Genomic DNA, 19,558 nt, shown 5'->3' with positions numbered 1-19,558 from the left:
ATGCTCGCTTCCCAGACGGTGTTCTTCTGCCGAAAGTCGGCTGATTCAATTTCCGGCAGCTGTCAGAGCTGCGCGTGGAACGCATTTCGCGCGCACCACAGAAATTCACTTCGTGCCATGTCCAGTCCCCCGTGAACACGTTCACCGTTCCGGCTGATCGATCAGCCACCGTGAACAGGGTCGATGACGGGGCGCCGTCTGCGAACCGGTGCGGGGGCACTCTGTCAACTTCCGCCGCGCCCGGTCGCGGCGCGGTCACAGACGGGACGGGGCCCCGGATTTGGCTCCGGGGCCCCGTCGTTGTGCTGGTTCTCCTGTGCCGTGCGTCCGGTTACCGGGTGGCGCGCAGCCGGTCCGAGACCATCGCGCCGATCTCGCGCAGCGGCTCCGGATTCATCATGTGCGTGTGCTTGCAGTCGACCGTGCGGTAGTCGACGCCGGCGCCCACGTAGGGGTCCCAGACGCCCGGCTCCAGCCGGTGGTCCATCGCGCCGCCTACGGCCGCCAGCACCAGCGTCGGCGCGGACACGGGTCGGTGGACCACGTCCAGCCCGATCCGGGCGTTGTTCAGCGTGACGTCCATCATGGCCCTGACCTCGGGTGCGGAGAGGCCGGCCAGGGCGGTGTTGTGCGTCCTGAGCATGTCGACGGCCTGTTCGTGGGTGAGGTCGGCCGCCTCCTCGTCGGTCAGTTCGAGGTCGAAGATGCCGAGCATGGCCCGGTACACGTCGGCGACCTCCACCTTGGCCATGGCCTCCTCCACCTCCTGTCGGCTGACGGTGCTGACCGGGTGGCAGTCGAGCAGGGCCAGCAGCTCCACGCTCCGGCCGCGCTCTTCGAGGATCTCCGCGAGCTGGTGGGCGACCACTCCGCCGAAGGACCAACCGAGAATGCGGTAGGGGCCTTCGGGCTGCACTTCCAGGATGCGCTCGACATAGTCCTCGGCCATCTCCCTGACCGAATGGGCGAGGGTCCCCATTCCGTCAAGTCCGCTCGCCTGGAGGGCGTATACGGGGACGTTCTTGTCGATGTGTCGGAGGAGTCCGGAAAAGGTCCATCCGAGCCCGCTTCCGGCGTGTACGCAGAAGACGGGATTCTCGGTTCCGCCGGTGCGCAGCGGCAGGACGACATCGAGGGAGTTCCCCTCGAAATCACCTGCCATGCGCAGGGAGAGGCCGGCGACCGTGGGGGTTTCCATCATGGCCTTGACCGGGAGTTCGACGCCCAGCACTGATTTGATCTGTACCAGCAGTCGGATCGCGGACAGCGAATGTCCGCCGAGTTCGAAGAAGTTGTCGTCGATTCCCACCTTGGGCAGGTGGAGGAATTCCGCGAAGAGCGTGCACAGCATTTCTTCGCGGGGGTTGCGGGGCCCGCGGTGCCCGTCGGTGGTCTCTTCCCCGAAGGGGTCCGGGAGGGCGGCCCGGTCGAGTTCGCCGTGCCCGGTGAGCGGCAGGCGCGCCACGGGGGCGAAGGCCACCGGGACCAGGTGCTCGGCGAGCCGGCCCGCCACGTGGGCCCGCAGCGCCGCGGGGTCGGTCCGCGCGTCGGGGCCCGCCGGTACGACGTGGGCGATCAGGACCGACGCGCCGGCGCGGTCCTCGCGCACGCTCACGACGGCCCGGGCGACGTCGGGGTGCTCGCTCAGCACGGCCTCGATCGCCCGCGGTTCGACGCGCAGCCCGCGCAGCACCGCGTGCTCGTCCTCGTGCGCGACGAACTCCAGGCCTCCCGTGCCCGTCCTCCACCGGACGAGCGCTCCGGTACGGTGCATCCACCCGCCGGGGCGGAAGGGGCTCGGTACGCACCTGTGCCCGGTCGCGCAGGCGTCCGCTCGGGTCGCCTCCAGGTACAGCTCGCCGATCACGCCCTCGGGCACGCGGCGCAGGTCCGCGTCCAGTACGTGGGCCGCCGCCCCGGCGAGGGGGCGGCCGAGGACGGGGCCTTCCTCGGCCCCGACGTAGCCCGCGAGCGCGAGGGCCCCGCAGCCCGCGGGACGGTGGACCGCGTACGTACGGATCCCGGGGCGCAGCCGCAGGCGTTGCCACAGGGGTGCGCCGACGGGTTCGCCGGACAGCAGCAGGGTCGTCGGGCCGTGCTCCGCGGCGGTGAGCAGGCCGTCGGCGAGGAGCCGTTCGAGGACCTGCGGGGTGGTGGCGAGGACATCGGTGCGGGCCGCGCGCACCGCGTCGACGGTCGTCCGTGCGTCCGCGGTGTCGGGGGCCCCGATCAGGTGCAGTTCCCGGCCGTGGAGCAGGGCCGTCAGCGCGTCCCAGGCGTCGACGCGGGAGAGGGGGTGGGTCATGGCCACGGCCGCCGTCGCGGCGCCGAAGACGTGGGCGTGGTGGTCCGCCGCGAGCGCGGCCAGTTCCGCGTGGGTGACCGCGTGGGCGTACGGCCCCGCGTACACCTGTGCGGGGTGCGCGGGCAGCAGCGGCCCGGTGCGCTCCGTGTCCTGCACGTTCTGCGCGTCCTGCGCGTCCTGTACGTCGGATTCCGCCGCGCGGGGGGTCAGTACCGGCCGGTCGCCGCTCACCGGGGCGGCGGCGATGACGAGCAGCGGATCGGCCGCTTCCACGGTGGCGGCGTCCGGGTCGGTGCCCAGGGCGAGGCAGGCCGCGCCCGTCTTCAGCACGGCGAGCAGGGCGACCACCGCTTCCGCGGAGGGCGCCAGGGCCAGGGCCAGGATCCGGCCGGGGCCCGCTCCGTGCGCGATCAGCCGTCGGGCCAGGGCGTTGGCCCGGGCGTTGAGCTGTGCGTAGGTCAGCTCGGCATCGTCCCCGACGACGGCGGTCGCTCCGGGGGTGGCCGCCGCCTGCGCCTCGAAGAGGGTCACGACGGTCGGGTCCGGGGTCGTCGGCGTGACGGGGCGGGATCCGAAGTCCTCCTGGCGCTGCCGTTCGGCGGGGTTGCGGAGGTCGATCCCGCTCAACCGCTGCTGCGGGGCGGCCACCAGGGCGTCCACGAGCGCGGTGAGCCGGTCGGCCGTCGACCGGGCCGTTGCCCGGTCGAAGAGGTCGTCGGCGTAGCGGAGCACACCGGCCACCCCGGCCGGGGCGCCGTCCTGCGCGGTGCGCTCCGAGAAGGTGAAGTCGAGGTCGAACTTGGCCGTGCGCGTGTCGACGTCGACGGCTTCCATGTCGAGGGCGGCCGGCCCGTCGAACGCTTCCTGGGTGACCCCGAAGTCCACCATGACCTGGAACAGCGGGTGCCGGGCGGTGGCCCGGTAGGGGTTGACCAGCTCGACCAGCCGCTCGAACGGCAGGTCCTGGTGGCCGTAGGACTCCAGGACGGCCTGGCGGACCCGGCCGACGAGGTCGCCGAAGGTCGGGTCTCCGGACAGGTCGGCGCGCAGCACCAGCGTGTTGACGAAGAACCCGACCAGGTCCTCCACCGCTTCGTCGGTGCGACCGGCGACGGGGGTGCCGAGCACGATGTCGTCACCGGCGCCCAGCCCGGACAGGAGGACGGCCACCGCGGACTGGAGGACCATGGCGGTGCTCGCACCCGCGCTCTCGGCGAGGGCGGCCAGGGCCCGGTGCACGGGGACCGGCAGGGCGAAGCGGACGGCGCCGCCCCGGTAGCTGGGCTCGGCCGGACGGGGACGGTCCGTGGGGAGGGTCAGCTCTTCCGGCGCCCCGTCGAGCAGCCCCCGCCAGTAGGCGATCTGGTGCGCGACGGCGCTGTCCGGGTCGTCCTCGTCACCGAGGAGCTCGCGCTGCCAGAGCGTGTAGTCGGCGTACTGGACCGGCAGTCGCGGCCAGTCGGGTGCGGTTCCCCCGCACCGGGCGGCGTAGGCGGCGGTCAGGTCCCGGAGCAGTCGGCCGGCCGACCAGCCGTCCCCGGCGATGTGGTGCAGCAGCACCATGAGGATGCGGTCGCCGTCGGCGGCGCCGGCCGCGCCCGCCGCCGCGTCGGTCCGCTCCGTCACGCGCCACAGCTCGGCGCGGATCGGGATCTCGGTCGCGAGGTCGAAGGCGTGTCCGGCGGCGGCGGCGAGGTGGCGGGGCCACTCGTCCTCGGTGGCCGGGGTGACGCGCCAGCCGAAGTCCGCCTCCGCGTCGTCACGGACGTGCTGGCGCGGTTCCCCGTCGGTCTCGGGGAAGACGGTGCGCAGCGATTCGTGGCGGGCGATGACGTCGGCCAGGGCCGCCCGCAGCGCCGCCTCGTCGACGGGGCCCCGCAGGCGCAGGGCGAGCGGCAGGTTGTAGGTCGCCGAGCGGCCTTCGAGCCGGTCCAGGAACCAGAGCCGGCGCTGGGCGAAGGACAGCGGCACCGATGCGGGTCGCACCATGGGCTTCAGGGCTGTACGGGCCACCGCCGCCCCGGAGTCGATGCGTGCGGCCAGTCCGGCCGCGGTGGGCGCGTCGAAGACCGTGGCGATCGGCACCTCCACGTCCAGCGCGCCGCGGATCCGGCTGACGAGCCGGGTGGCGAGCAGCGAGTGCCCGCCGAGGTCGAAGAAGCTGTCGTCGATGGTCACCCGTTCCAGACCCAGCACGTCGGCGAAGAGTTCGCACAGGGTTTCCTCGCCGGGGGTGCGGGGGGCCCGGCCGGAGCTGAGGATCGTGTGGTCGGGGGCGGGGAGCGCCTTGCGGTCGAGCTTGCCGATCGGCGTGAGCGGCAGGGCGTCGAGCACGACGAAGGCCGAGGGGATCATGTAGTCGGGCAGCCACGCGCGCAGTAGGGCGGGCAGTTCCCGGTGCAGTGCGGTCGGGCGGGCGGTGCGTGCGGGACTGTTGGCGTACGGCGCCGGGTGCGCCGTACCGCTGGTGTGCCGCCGTCCGTGGAAGGCGGCCACGGGGCCTTCGACCGACGGCAGGAGGACGACGTCGAAGCGGTGCGGGTCACCGCTCGCGGCCCAGGTGGCGACGGCTCCGGCGCCGAGGAGTTCGGCGCGGGCGACGAGGTCCTCCGGGTCGGCCGCCGGGGGCGCGGGCTCCGGCTCGGACCCGTCGATGCGGTGCAGGGCCGCCGCGTCGTCGGCGAGGCGGGCGTTGGGGACGTCCGTGAGCCGCAGGCCGCCGGGGTGTTCCCGGAGCAGGTCGGCGAGGGCGTCGGTGCCCGCCGGGCAGCGGTCCCAGGGGACCTCCGGCAGTCCTTCGGTGGCGGCGGGGACGGCCGGGGTCTTGGTGAGGACCACTTCGTAGCGGTAGCGGGAGAGTTCGTTCCCGTGGGTCCCCCGCTTGAGCCGGATGTCGACCCCGCCGACGTCGGCCAGTTCGCGGCCGAGATCGGTGAAGAACTCCGGTGCGAGGAGCAGTTCCTCCTCCCCGTCGACCTTGTGGTCGACCTGGGCGCGCAGGGCGCTCGGATCGGCGGCCGCCGCGGTGCCCGCGGCGGCGGCCGTGGCCACACCGGCCTGCATCGTGCGCAGCAGCCGCAGGTTGCGGATGTCCCCGAGGTAGAGGGAGCCGCCGGGGACGAGCAGGTCCATCGCCGTGCGGATGACGTCGCTCAGGTAGGCGGCGTCGGGGAAGTACTGCGCCACGGAGTTGACGACGATGGTGTCGAAGAAGTCCCGGGGCAGGCCGGAGGTGTCGTCCGCGGGCTGCGCGCGCAGTTCCACGCGGTCGGCGAGCTCCTCGTGGACGGCGATGCGCGCGCGCAGGGCGTCGATCGCCGGCGCCGAGAAGTCGGTGCCCCAGTAGGCGGTGCAGTGCGGCGCCAGCCGGGAGAGGATGAGGCCGTTGCCGACGCCCAGCTCCAGCACGTTGCGCGGGCGCGAGCGCAGGACCTGCGTGACGGCCGCCTCGCGCCACTCGTGCATCTCGGCGAGCGGGATCGGGGCGCCGTCGTAGCTGCTCGTCCAGATCCCGAAGTCCTCCCAGAAGCCGCCGGTCCCGTCCTGGTCCCGGTAGAGGGAGTCGTACACCTCCTGCCAGGCCTCGACCTGGCGGCCGCTCTCGGCGCCGTCCGTGCCCGCCGTCCCCTGCCGGTCGGGTACGACGTATCCGACGAGCTGCGGGAAGCCGTTGTCCTCGCGGACGAGGACCGTGGCGGCCGCGACGCCCTCCTGCCGGGAGAGCGCGGCTTCGATCTCACCGAGTTCGATGCGGAAGCCGCGGACCTTGACCTGGTCGTCGACCCGGCCGATGAACTCCAGACCGCCGTCGGCGCGCCAGGTGACGAGGTCCCCGGTGCGGTACATGCGGCTGCCGGGGGTGTCGTACGGGTTCGCGACGAACCGCTCGGCGGTCAGTCGGGGCCGGCGCAGGTAGCCGCGGGCCAGGAAGGGCCCGGCGAGGTAGAGCTCGCCCGGGACTCCGTCGGGGACCGGCCGCAGGCCGGCGTCGAGCACGTACACCGTGGCGTTCCGCAACGGCCGGCCGATGCGCGGGCTCCGTTCGGGGCCGGTCACGTCGGCCGCGGTGATCCAGACGGTGGCCTCGGTGGGCCCGTAGAGGTTCACGGCGCCGCCGCCCTGGGCGTGCAGTTGCTCGGCGAGGGTGGCGGGCAGGGCCTCGCCACCGACGAGCAACCGCAGGTCGGTGAGGCCGTGCGGGTCGTGCGCGAGGATCGCCCGGTACACCGAGGGGGTGCCCTGGAAGGTGGTCGCGCCGCTTTCGCGGATCAACCGGTGGAGGGCGATCGGGTCCTTGGCGACCCGGTCGGTCGCGAGTTCCACGCACGCCCCGCGCAGCAGCGGGGCGTGGATCTCGACGGCGGCGATGTCGAAGGTGATGGTGGTGGCGGCGACCATGCGGTCGTGCGGGGCCAGCGGGACGCGGTCGAGGACGGCGTCGAGGAAGTGGGCGATGCCCGCGTGCGGGATCACCACGCCCTTGGGGTAGCCGGTGGATCCGGAGGTGTAGATGACGTAGGCGGCGTGGTCGGCCCGGACGGGGGTGCGCCGGTCCGCGTCGGTCAGGTCCCGCTCCGGGAGGGCGGCCAGCAGGTCCTCCACCGCCGGGTCGCCGAGCCGGACGGAGCACTCGGGCAGCGGCTGCGGCAGGGCCCCGTGCAGGGCGGCCGTGGTGATCAGAGCGGCCGGGGCGGCGTCCGCGAGGACGTAGGCGAGCCGGTCTCTCGGGTTGGTGGGGTCCATCGGCAGGTAGGCGGCGCCCGCCTTGAGCACGGCGAGGAGGGCGACGACCAGGTCGATCGACCGGGGCAGGGCCAGCGCCACGACGCTCTCGGCGCCGATGCCCCGGTCGATCAGGAGCCGGGCCAGCCGGTTCGCGCGGGCATTGAGTCGGCCGTAGTCCAGCTGCTCGGCGCCGCACCGTACGGCGGGGGCGTCGGGTGTCGCCCCGGCCTGGAGCTCGAATCCTTCGTGCACCCATCGTGCGGGCGGCTCCGCGGCCGTGGCGTTGCGCGCGACCAGGATCTCGGTCCGCTCGGCGGCGCCGAGCAGCTCGGCGTCCTCGATGCGGACCGTCGGGTCCTGGACCGCCGAGCGCAGCAGTCGCTCGTAGCGGGCGGCGAACTTCTCGACGGTGGTGGTGTCGAAGAGTTCGGTGGCGTATTCGAAGGTGGCGCTCAGCCCCGCGGGGCGGCCCTCGGCCGTCTGGTGTTCCGCCAGGCTCAGGAACAGGTCGAACTTGGAGTTGTCGCCGTCCAACGGGTAGGGCGTGGCGTCGACGTCGTGCAGGTGCAGAGCGGGCGCGTCGACGTTGTGGAGCTGGAACATCACCTGGAAGAGGGCGTTGCTGGACAGCGAGCGGACCGGGTTGACGGCCTCGACCAGGTACTCGAAGGGCAGGTCCTGGTGCGCGTAGGCGCCGAGCGCGGTGTCGCGGACCCGTTCGATCAGTTCGCCGAAGCTCGGGTTGCCGCCGGTGTCCGTGCGCAGCACCAGGGTGTTGACGAAGAAGCCGACCAGGTCGGTCAGGGCTTCGTCGGTGCGCCCGGCGATCGGGACGCCGACGGGGACGTCGTGGCCCGCGCCGAGTCGGGTGAGCAGGGCGGCGAAGCCGCTCTGCAGGACCATGAACAGGGTGGAGCGGGAGTCGGCGGCGAGCCGGCGCAGGCCCGCGTGCAGTTCGGCGTCCAGGGTGAAGGAGAGGACGCCGCCCCGGTAGCCGGCGATCGCGGGGCGCGGCCGGTCCGTGGGCAGTTCGAGCTGGGCGGGGATGCCCTCCAGGGCGTCCTTCCAGTAGGCGAGCTGCCGCGAGACCAGGCTGTCCGGTTCGTCGGTGCGGCCGAGCAGCTCCTGCTGCCAGAGCGCGTAGTCGACGTACTGGACGGGCAGCGGTGCCCGGTCGGGGGCGGCGCCCCCGAGCCGTGCCCCGTACGCCTCGGAGAGGTCCCGCATCAGGGCGGCGCGGGACGCGCCGTCGGCGACGATGTGGTGCATCAGGAGCACCAGGACCGGGCCGGTCGGCCCGGTCGCGCGATCGTGGTCCCCCTCGGCGTCCCCCTCGGCGGCAGTGGTCCGGGACGCGGTGGGCACGAACAGCCAGGCCCGTACCGGGGGTTCGGCGTCGAGGGCGAAGGGGTGGCCGATGGCCTCGTGCACCGCCCGGTGGATGTGCTCGGGCGCCGTCTCGACCACGCTCAGCGGCAGCGCGGCGGCGACCGGGTCGAGCACGACCTGGTGGGGCTCCCCGTCGGTCTCCCGGTAGACCGTGCGCAGCGATTCGTGCCGCAGCGCCACGTCGCGCAGTGCGGCGCGCAGCGCGTCCTGGTCCACCGGCCCGGAGAGGCTGAGTGCGAAGGGCCAGTTGTACGCGGCCGAGGGCCCCTCCAGGCGGTGCAGGAACCACAGGCGGCGCTGGGCGAACGACAGCGGTACGGTCGCGGGCCGCGGTACGGGGGCGAGCGCCGTGCGGACGGCGCCGGTGCCCGCTTCCATGTGTGCGGCCAGTCCCGCGACCGTCGGCGCGGCGAACACCGCGCTGATGGGCACCTCGACCCCCAGGGCGGCCCGGATCCGGCTCACGAGCCGGGTGGCGAGCAGCGAGTGCCCGCCCAGGTCGAAGAAGCTGTCGTCGATGGTGACCCGGTCGACGCCCAGGACCCCGGCGAACAGCCCGCACAGGACGTCTTCGCGCACGTCGCGCGGGGCCCTGCCCGCGCTGAGCACCCCGAAGTCGGGGGCCGGCAGGGCGCGCCGGTCCAGCTTGCCGTGGGGCGTCAGCGGGATGGCGTCCAGGGCCACCACGGCGGCCGGAACCATGTATTCCGGGAGCCGCTCGGCCAGGAAGGACCGCAGGGCGCCGGTGTCCACACCCGCCGTGCCCCGCGCGCCGTCGGCCACGACGTACCCGACGAGCTGGGTGTCGCCCTGCGCGCCCTCGCGGGCCGTGACGACCGCCTGGCGCACGTCCTCGTGGCCCAGCAGGGTCGCCGAGATCTCGCCCGGGTCGATGCGGAAGCCGCGGATCTTGAGCTGTTCGTCCGCCCGCCCGGCGTACTCGAGCTGTCCGTCGGCCCGCCAGCGCACGAGGTCACCGGTGCGGTACATGCGCGCCCCCGGTTCGAAGGGGCAGGCCACGAACCGCTCCGCGGTCAGGGCGGCCCGGCCGATGTATCCGCGGGCCAACTGCGCTCCGGCCACGTACAGTTCGCCGACCGCTCCGGTGGGTACCAGTCCGAGCCGTTCGTCCAGGACGTAGGCGCGCATGTTCCAGAACGGGCGGCCGATCGGGACCGGACCCGCGGGCAGCTTCTCCTTCGGACCGATGCGGAACTCGGTGCAGTTGACGGTGGTCTCGGTCGGGCCGTAGGCGTTGACGACCGTGACCCGACGGTTGGCGGCCCGCCACTGCGCCAGCGCCTCGCTGGTGAGCGCCTCGCCGCCGAGGATCAGCATCTCGCCGGGAGACCACTGCTTGGGGAGGTCGCCCAGCATCGGCAGATGGGACGGGGTGGCCTTGAGCAGCGCGACGGGCACCGCGTTGCCCTGGGCCGGGAGCTCGTCCAGCGCGCTCAGGTAGACCCGGCCGCCGACGACCAGCGTGGTGTAGAGGCCGGTGACGGTCAGGTCGAAGGCGATCGAGGTGGGCACCAGGGTCGCGCCGCGTGCCGCCGGGTAGTGGTGGGCCGACCAGTTGAGGTAGTTGGCCACGGACCGGTGCTCCACCACGACGCCCTTCGGCGTACCGGTGGAACCCGAGGTGTAGATGACGTACGCCGGGTGCTCCATCTCGATCTCGATCTCGGGATCGGTGTCGTCGAAGCCGGACAGGTCCTGGTCGAGGGCGGCGCCGTCCAGAACGAGCACCGGTGCGCAGTCGGCGAGGATGAAGTCGCGCCGCGCACGCGGGTACTCCGGGTCGACCGGTACGTACGCACCGCCCGCCTTGAGGACGGCGAGGACCGCGACGACGGTGTCCGGGGTCCGCGGCACCATGACGCCGACGAGCTTCTCCGGGCCGACGCCCTGGGCGACGAGCCAGTGCGCGAGCCGGTTGGCCCGGGCGTTCAGCTCGCCGTAGGTCAGGGACTCGGCTCCGCGGACGAGGGCGACGGCGTCCGGGGCGCGCCGCACCTGGGTCTCGAACAGTTCCGGCAGCGTGAGCTGGGGGACCTCCACGGCCGTGTCGTTCCAGGCGGTCAGCATCTGTCCGCGTTCGGCCGGGTCCAGCAGGTCGACCTGGCCGATCGGCAGGGACGGGTCGGCCACCACCTGCTCCAGCAGCCGCACCCAGCGCCGCACCAGGCCTTCGACGGTCGAGCGGTCGAAGAGGGCGGTGGCGTACTTCAGTGCGCCCACGATCCCGGCGGGCGCGCCCGCCCCGTCGTGGCGTTCCAGGACGTTGGCCGACAGGTCGACCTTGGCCGTCTCGATGTCCACGGGTTCGCCGCTGATCTCCAGCCCGGCCATGCGGAACTCCGCCGTCGGGTTGTCCTGGAGGACGAGCATGACCTGGAAGAGCGGGTGGTGGGACGCGGACCGGTCGGGGTTGAGGAGCTCCACCAGGTGGTCGAAGGGCACGTCCTGGTGCTCGTACGCGCCCACGCTCGCTTCCCGGACCCGCTCCAGCAGCGTCCCGAAGGACGGGTCGCCGGAGGTGTCCGTGCGCAGGACCAGGGTGTTGACGAAGAAGCCGACGAGGTCGTCGAGGGCGTCGTCCATGCGGCCGGCGATGGGCGAGCCGAGCGGGATGTCCGTGCCCGAGCCGAGCCGGGTCAGCAGCGCCGCCATGCTCGCCTGGAGCGCCATGAACACGGTGGCGCCGCTCTGCCGGGACAGCTCGGTCAGGCGCCGGTGCAGTTCCGCGTCCAGTTCGAAGTCCACCGATGCCCCGGTGTGGTCGGCCACGGCCGGCCGGGACCGGTCGGCCGGGAGGCCGATCTGCTCCGGGAGCCCGGCCAGGGTCTCGCGCCAGTAGGCCACCTGGCGGCCGTACAGGCTCTCCGGGTCGTCCTCGGAGCCCAGCAGCTCGCGCTGCCACAGCGTGTAGTCGATGTACTGCACCGGGAGCTCGGACCACTGCGGAGCCCGGCCCGCCAGACGCGCCCCGTAGGCCTCGACCACGTCGCGCGCCAGCGCGCCCAGGGACCAGCCGTCACCGGTGATGTGGTGCAGCAGGAGCAGCAGGACGTGCTCATCGGCGCCGAGTTCGAAGAGGAAGACCCGGAAGGGGACCTCGCGGGCCAGGTCGAAGGTGTGCCGGGCAGCCGCGCCCAGCACCGCCGGGAGCTCCTGCTCCGGCACGGCGCGACGTACCTGGACCAGGCCGGAAGCGGCCTCGGTGGCGTCCAGCACCACCTGGTACGGCTCGCCGTCGACCGCGCGGAAGACGGTGCGCAGCGACTCGTGGCGCCCGATGACGTCGCTGAGCGCGGAGCGCAGGGCCGCCTCGTCGAGCTCGCCCTTCAACCTCAGCGGGAGGGGCATGTTGTAGGTCGTGGAGGGACCCTCCAGCTGGTCCATGAACCAGAGGCGGCGCTGGGCGAAGGACAGCGGTACGTCCTGCGGCCGCTCCGTGCGGCCGACCGGGCGGCGGGTGTCGGGGGCGGCCCCGAGACCCAACTGTTCGACGAGGCCGCTCACCGTCGGCCACTCGAACATGATGTGGAAGGGGATCTCCACGCCCATCTCGCTGCGGATCCGGTTGACCAGGCGGGTCGCGAGCAGCGAGTGCCCGCCCAGGTCGAAGAACCCGTCGTCGACGCCGACCTGCTCGATCCCGAGGACCTCGGCGAAGAGCCCGCAGAGGACCTCTTCCTCGCGACTGATCGGTGCGCGTCCGGTGGTGGCGGTCGCGTAGTCGGGCTGGGGCAGTGCGCGTCGGTCGAGCTTGCCGTTGGGGGTCAACGGCAGCGCGTCCAGGACCACGACGGTCGAGGGCACCATGTACTCCGGCAGCACACCTGCCAACCGGGCCAACAGCGCCTCCCGATCGACGCTCCCACCACCGGAGACCACGTACGCCACCACGCGCTGATCGCCCGGAGTGTCCTCCCGCACGACCACCGCCGCCTGACGCACCCCCTCATACCCCACCAACAACGACTCGATCTCACCCGGCTCGATACGGAACCCCCGTACCTTCACCTGATCATCGGCACGCCCCACGTACTCCAACTGACCGTCCCCACGCCACCGCACCACATCCCCGGTCCGATACATCCGCTCACCCACACCGAACGGAGACGCCACGAACCGCTCACCCGTCAGACCAGCCCGACCCACATACCCCCGAGCCACACCGGCACCCGACACGTACAACTCACCCGGCACACCCACCGGCACCGGACGCAGAGCCGCGTCCAACACGAACACCCGCGTGTTCAGGATCGGAAGACCGATCGGCACGTCCCCACCCGTGGACGCACCACTCATCGAAACGCACACCGTCGACTCCGTCGGACCGTACGCGTTCACCACCCGACGCGTCGCCGACCAACGCTCCACCAACTCCGGCGCAGCGGCCTCACCCGCCAACACCACCGTCTCCAACGCCGACAGACCAGCCTCGACACCCACCGGCAACGCACCCAACACCGACGGCGGCACCGTCACATGCGTGACCGCCTGTCCCTCCAACAACGAGACCAACGCGTCGCCCGTCAGCTTCTCCCCCTCGCCCAACACCAGCACCGCACCCGCCGAGAACGCCATCAGCAGTTCCGATACCGCCGCGTCGAAGCTCGGCGAGGCGAACTGCAGCACCCTGCTCCCCACACCCACACCGAACCGCTCCACCTGAGCCGCGGCCAACCCCGCCACACCCCGATGCGACACCACCACACCCTTCGGCACACCCGTCGAACCCGACGTGTAAATCACATACGCCGGATGATCCAGCTCGACATCCACTCCCACGTCCGACCCGTCGAACCCCGACAGATCCAGCCCCATCACACCCTCGTCCACCACCAACACAGGCGCCGCATCAGCCAACATGAACGCACGCCGCTCCACCGGATACTCCGGATCCACCGGCACATACGCCCCACCCGCCTTCGACACCGCGAGCACAGCCACCACCCACTCCACCGAACGCGGCAACACCACACCCACCAACCGCTCCGGACCCACACCCCGACCCACCAACCAACGCGCCAAACGATTCGCCCGCGCATTCAACTCCCCATACGTGAGGGAATCGGCACCACACACCACGGCAACCGCATCCGCATCACGCCGCACCTGCCCCTCGAACAACCCCGCCAACGACACCCCGGGCACCACGACACGACCACCAGAACCCACCGCCAACAACTCGGCACGCTCCACACCACCCAACAACTCCACCTCACCGATCCGCACCGACGGATCGACCACCACCTGCTCCAACAACCGCACCCAACGCTCCAGCAGGGCTTCGACGGTGGCGCGGTCGTAGAGGTCGGTGGAGTACTGGACCGCGGAGAGGACCCCTTCGGGGCTGCCGTCGCGGCCCCTGCGCTCGACCACGTTGAGTTCGAGGTCCGCCTTGGCCACGTTCAGGTCCAGGCCGCCCAGCTCCACCTGGAGACCGGGGAGTTCGAAGGCGGCCTCGGGCGCGCTCTGGAGTCCCAGGATCACCTGGAAGAGCGGGTGGTGCGAGGTGGAGCGCTGCGGGTTGAGCAGCTCGACCAGGTGCTCGAAGGGCACGTCCTGGTTGGCGTAGGCCGCCAGGCTCGTGTCGCGGACCCGGCCGAGCAGCTCCTCGAAGCTCGGGTCGCCCGAGGTGTCCGTGCGCAGCACCAGCGTGTTGATGAAGAAGCCGACGAGGTCGTCGAGGGCGTCGTCCATGCGGCCGGCGATGGGCGAGCCGAGCGGGATGTCCGTGCCCGCGCCGAGCCGGGTCAGCAGAGCGGCCATACCGGCCTGGAGCACCATGAACACCGTGGTCCCCGATGCCCGGGCGACCGAGAGGAGCCCCCGGTGCAGGGCGGCGTCCAGCTCGAAGGTCAAGTAGCCGCCGCGGTACGAAGCCACGGCGGGCCGCGGCCGGTCGGCCGGGAAGCTGACCTGCTCCGGCAGCCCCGCCAACTGCTCGCGCCAGTAGGACACCTGGCTCTGGAAGAGGCTGTCCGCGTCGGCCGCCTCACCCAGCAGCTCGCGCTGCCACAGGGTGTAGTCGGCGTACTGCACCGGGAGGTCCTCCCACTGCGGCGCCCGTCCCCGGGCCCGCGCCGTGTAGGCGTCGACCACGTCGCGCGCGAGCGGACCCATCGACCAGCCGTCACCGGCGATGTGGTGGATCAGGAGCAGGAGCACGCCCTCCGTCGCGTCGAGTTCGAAGTACCAGGCGCGCAGCGGCAGTTCGTTCGCCAGGTCGAAGCCGTACCGAGCGGCCTCCTCCAGTGCCTGCGGGAGCGAGTCCTCGGTGACCGAACGGCGCTCCCACGCGAAGTCGGCGCTCTCCCGCACCTGCTGGCAGGGCTCGCCGTCGACCTCGGGGAAGACGGTGCGCAGCGACTCGTGGCGCCCGATGACGTCGCGCAGCGCGCTGTCCAGGGCGTCCGCGTGCACCGCACCCTTCAGGCGGAGAATGAGCGGAATGTTGTAGGTCGACGAGCGGCCCTCCATCTGGTGGAGGAACCAGAGGCGGCGCTGGGCGAAGGACAGCGGTACGGAATCCGGGCGCTCCACGGGCGCCAGGACCGCGCGCACCCGCGCCTCGGCCACCTCGAGCAGCCCCGCGAGGCCCGCGACCGTCGGGGCGTCGAAGACGTCCATGATCGGCAGCTCCACGCCCAGGACGGTGCGGATGCGGCTGACCAGGCGGGTCGCGAGCAGCGAGTGCCCGCCCAGGTCGAAGAAGCCGTCGTCGATGCCGACCCGGTCGACACCGAGCAGCTCGGCGAAGAGCCCGCAGAGGATCTCCTCCCGCGCATTGCGCGGTGCGCGTCCGGTGGTGGCGGTCGCGTACTCGGGCTGGGGCAGTGCGCGTCGGTCGAGCTTGCCGTTGGGGGTCAACGGCAGCGCGTCCAGGACCACGACGGTCGACGGCACCATGTACTCCGGCAGCTGACCCGCCAACCGGGCCAACAGAGCCTCCCGATCGACGCTCCCACCACCCGTGACCACGTACGCCACCACGCGCTGATCGCCCGGAGTGTCCTCCCGCACGACCACCGCCGCCTGACGCACCCCCTCATACCCCACCAACAACGACTCGATCTCACCCGGCTCGATACGGAACCCCCGCACCTTCACCTGATCATCCGCACGCCCCACGTACTCCAACTGACCATCGCCACGCCACCGCACCACATCCCCGGTCCGATACATCCGCTCACCCACACCGAACGGAGACGCCACGAACCGCTCACCCGTCAGACCAGCCCGACCCACATACCCCCGAGCCACACCCGCACCCGACACATACAACTCACCCGGCACACCCACCGGCACCGGACGCAGAGCCGCATCCAACACGAACACCCGCGTGTTCAGAATCGGAAGACCGATCGGCACGTCCCCACCCACGGACGCACCACTCATCGAAACGCACACCGTCGACTCCGTCGGACCGTACGCGTTCACCACCCGACGCGTCGCCGACCAACGCTCCACCAACTCCGGCGCAGCGGCCTCACCCGCCAACACCACCGTCTCCAACGCCGACAGACCAGCCTCGGCTCCCACCGGCAACGCGCCCAACACCGAGGGCGGCAAGGTCACATGCGTGACCGCCTGCTCCACCAGGACCGCGGCAAGGGCTTCGCCGACCAGCCGCCCCGGCTCCGGCACGACCAGCGTGGCACCCGAGGTCAGCGCCATCAGGACTTCCGATACCGCCGCGTCGAAGCTCGGCGAGGCGAACTGCAGCACCCGGCTCCCCACACCCACACCGAAGCGCTCCACCTGAGCCGCGGCCAACCCCGCCACACCCCGATGCGACACCACCACACCCTTCGGCACACCCGTCGAACCCGACGTGTAAATCACATACGCCGGATGATCCAGCTCGACATCCACTCCCACGTCCGACCCGTCGAACCCCGACAGATCCAGCCCCATCACACCCTCGTCCACCACCAACACAGGCGCCGCATCAGCCAACATGAACGCACGCCGCTCCACCGGATACTCCGGATCCACCGGCACATACGCCCCACCCGCCTTCGACACCGCGAGCACAGCAACCACCCACTCCACCGAACGCGGCAACACCACACCCACCAACCGCTCCGGACCCACACCCCGACCCACCAACCAACGCGCCAAACGATTCGCCCGCGCATTCAACTCCCCATACGTGAGGGAATCGGCACCGCACACCACGGCAACCGCATCCGCATCACGCCGCACCTGCCCCTCGAACAACCCCGCCAATGACACCCCGGGCACCACGACACGACCACCAGAACCCACCGCCAACAACTCGGCACGCTCCACACCACCCAACAACTCCACCTCACCGATCCGCACCGACGGATCGACCACCACCTGCTCCAACAACCGCACCCAACGCTCCATGACGCGCTGGATCGTGGAACGGTCGAAGAGGTCGGTCGCGTACTCGACGTAGAAGTCGACACCGGCCGGGTTGTCGGCGCGGTCCCGGCGTTCCAGGACGTTCACCACGGCGTCGGCCGGGGAGATCCGCAGGTCCAGCCCCTCGAACTCCACCTGGAGCCCGTCCGGATCGATGGCCGCCTCAGGAGCGTTCTGCAGGGCGAGGATGACCTGGAAGAGCGGGTGGCGCGAGGTCGAACGCTGCGGGTTGAGCAGCTCCACCAGGTGCTCGAAGGGGGCCTCCTGGTTGGCGTACGCCGCCAGACTGGTCTGCCTGACCCGGCCGAGCAGTTCCTCGAAGCTCGGGTCGCCCGAGGTGTCCGTGCGCAGCACCAGCGTGTTGACGAAGAAGCCGACGAGGTCGTCGAGGGCATTGTCCATCCGACCCGCCGTGGGCGAGCCGAGCGGGATGTCCGTGCCCGCGCCGAGCCGGGTCAGCAGAGCGGCCATGGCCGCCTGGAGCACCATGAACACGGTCGCGTTCGAGCCGCGTGCCAGCGCGATCAGCTTCCGGTGGAGCTTGGTGTCCAGTTCCAGGGTGAGGTGCGCCCCGCGGTACGAGCCCACGGCGGGCCGCGGCCGGTCGGCCGGGAAGCTGACCAGTTCCGGCAGCCCCGCCAACTGCTCGCGCCAGTAGTCGATCTGGCTCTCGAAGAGCGCGCTGGGAGCCGACACGTCGCCCAGCAGTTCACGCTGCCACAGGGTGTAGTCGGCGTACTGCACCGGGAGGTCCTCCCACTGCGGCGCCTTCCCCCGGGCCCGCGCCGTATAGGCGTCGACCACGTCCCGGGTGAGCGGACCCATCGACCAGCCGTCACCGGCGATGTGGTGCATGAGCATGAGGAGAACGCATTCATCGGCGCTCACCTCGAACAACCAGGCCCGCAAAGGGATCTCGGTCGCGAGGTCGAAGCCCCGACGCGCCGCGGCGTCCAGAAGGCCCGGCAGATCAGCCTCGTCCACCACGCGGTGGTCCCAGCCGAAGTCCGCTCCGGCGGTGTCCAACACCAGCTGGAACGGCTCGCCGCCGGATTCGGGGAAGACCGTACGGAGGGACTCGTGCCGGCCGATCACGTCGCCCAGGGCCGCACGGAGCGCACCGGCGTCGACGGCGCCCTTGAGGCGCAGGGCGACCGGCATGTTGTAGGTCGCCGAGGCCCCTTCCAGCTTGTGGAGGAACCACAGGCGGCGCTGCGCGAAGGACAGCGGGAGGACGTCCGGGCGGGGCATCGGCACCAGTTCGGTGCGCGTACGGCCGCCCTCGACGAGCCGGACCGCGAGGCCCGCCACGGTGGGGGCTTCGAAGAGCGTGGCGATGGGGACTTCCACGCCCAGGACGGTGCGGATGCGGCTGACCAGGCGGGTCGCGAGCAGGGAGTGCCCGCCGAGGTCGAAGAAGCTGTCGTCGATCCCGACCCGGTCCACACCCAGGACCTCGGCGAAGAGCCCGGAGAGGATCTCCTCCTGAGGGGAGCGGGCGGTACGGCCGCCCGCGGTGGCCGCGTAGTCCGGCTTCGGCAGCGCCCGCCGGTCGAGCTTCCCGTTCGGGTTCAACGGCAGGTGATCCAGGACCATCACCGCCGACGGCACCATGTAATCCGGCAGCCCTTCGACCAACCGCGCCCGCGCGGCCTTGACCACCGCACCGATCCCACGCGCCGCAGCCGGACTGTTCACCCAGGAGCCCGATGCCGTGGACGGCGCGTACACACCGCTGAGGACCACGTCCGCCGGGGTACCGGCAGGCAGGACCACCGCGTCGAAGTACGCCACCGAGCGCGCCGACCACGTCGGCACCACCAGCAGGCCCAGGGCCGCGCCCTGCGCGATCAGGGTCTCCGGATCCACCGCCGGACCGAAGTCCTCCGCGTCGTGCCCGTCGATGACCTGCTCGGCCGCCACCTCCCCGACCAGCCGGGCGTTGGGGATACCGACCACCCGCACCGGAACACCCCCACCCGGCAGCCCGGACAGGTCCAGACCCTGCTCCCACACGATCTCCCGCACCCCGGACACATCCAGGACCTCCGCCGGAGCCTTGTGCAACACCACCTCATAGCGGTGCCGGGTCAGCTCGTTGTGGTAGCCGCCGCGCTTGAGCCGCACATCGACACCGCCGATCCGCTCATCACGCGTGGCGAGGCCCGTGAAGAACTCCGGCGCGGCCACCAGCTCCTTCTCCAGGAGCACCGCACGGTCGACGACCGCGCGGGCCACCGCGCCGCGCCCCGCATTCACCGCGGCGTGCAGAACACGCAGCGAGCCAGCGTTGCGCACGTCCCCCACGATCAGGCGGCCGCCCGGAGCCAGCAGGCCCATGGCCTGGTCGATCACCCGCGCCAAATACTCACCATCAGGGAAGTACTGCACCACGGAGTTGATCACGACCGTGTCGAAGAACCCCTCCGGCAGCCCCTCCACCACGTCAGCGGCCTGCGCCCGAAGGCGGACCCGGTCCTCGAGCCCGGCTTCCTTGACCTGCCCCTCCAAACGGCCGATCACCGCAGCCGAGAGATCGGTGCCCCAGTACTCCTCGACGCCCTCGGCCAGGTGTGCCATCAGCAGACCAGAACCCACACCGATCTCCAGCACGCGTCGCGCGCCGAAACCACGCACCCGCTCGACCGCCGCGTCCCGCCAGGCACGCATCTCGCCCAAAGCGATCGGCTCGCCCGAATACGAGCTGTCCCAACCGGAGAAGTCCTCGCC

The 19,558-nt window shown here is 71.8% G+C and carries 1 protein-coding gene; it reads right to left on the bottom strand.

Annotation, left to right across the window (positions count from 1 at the left end):
- Positions 1-331 precede the first annotated feature (331 nt).
- Positions 332-19,498, bottom strand: a complete 19,167-nt coding sequence (locus ACFWAR_RS33845; protein ID WP_385785715.1) for an amino acid adenylation domain-containing protein — start codon at positions 19,496-19,498, stop codon at positions 332-334.
- Positions 19,499-19,558 lie beyond the last annotated feature (60 nt).

It is taken from the genome of Streptomyces sp. NPDC059917 (genome assembly GCF_042730635.1).
In the GTDB taxonomy this organism is placed as follows: Bacteria; Actinomycetota; Actinomycetes; order Streptomycetales; family Streptomycetaceae; genus Streptomyces.
The sequence above is the reverse complement of the archived record's forward strand: the minus strand, read 5'-3'. Positions and strand labels throughout refer to the sequence as shown.

Excerpts from the sequence above, each read along its gene's own strand:
- ACFWAR_RS33845 (WP_385785715.1), bottom strand. The coding sequence starts at position 19,498 with ATGCGTGCCTGGCGGGACGCGGCGGTCGAGCGGGTGCGTGGTTTCGGC.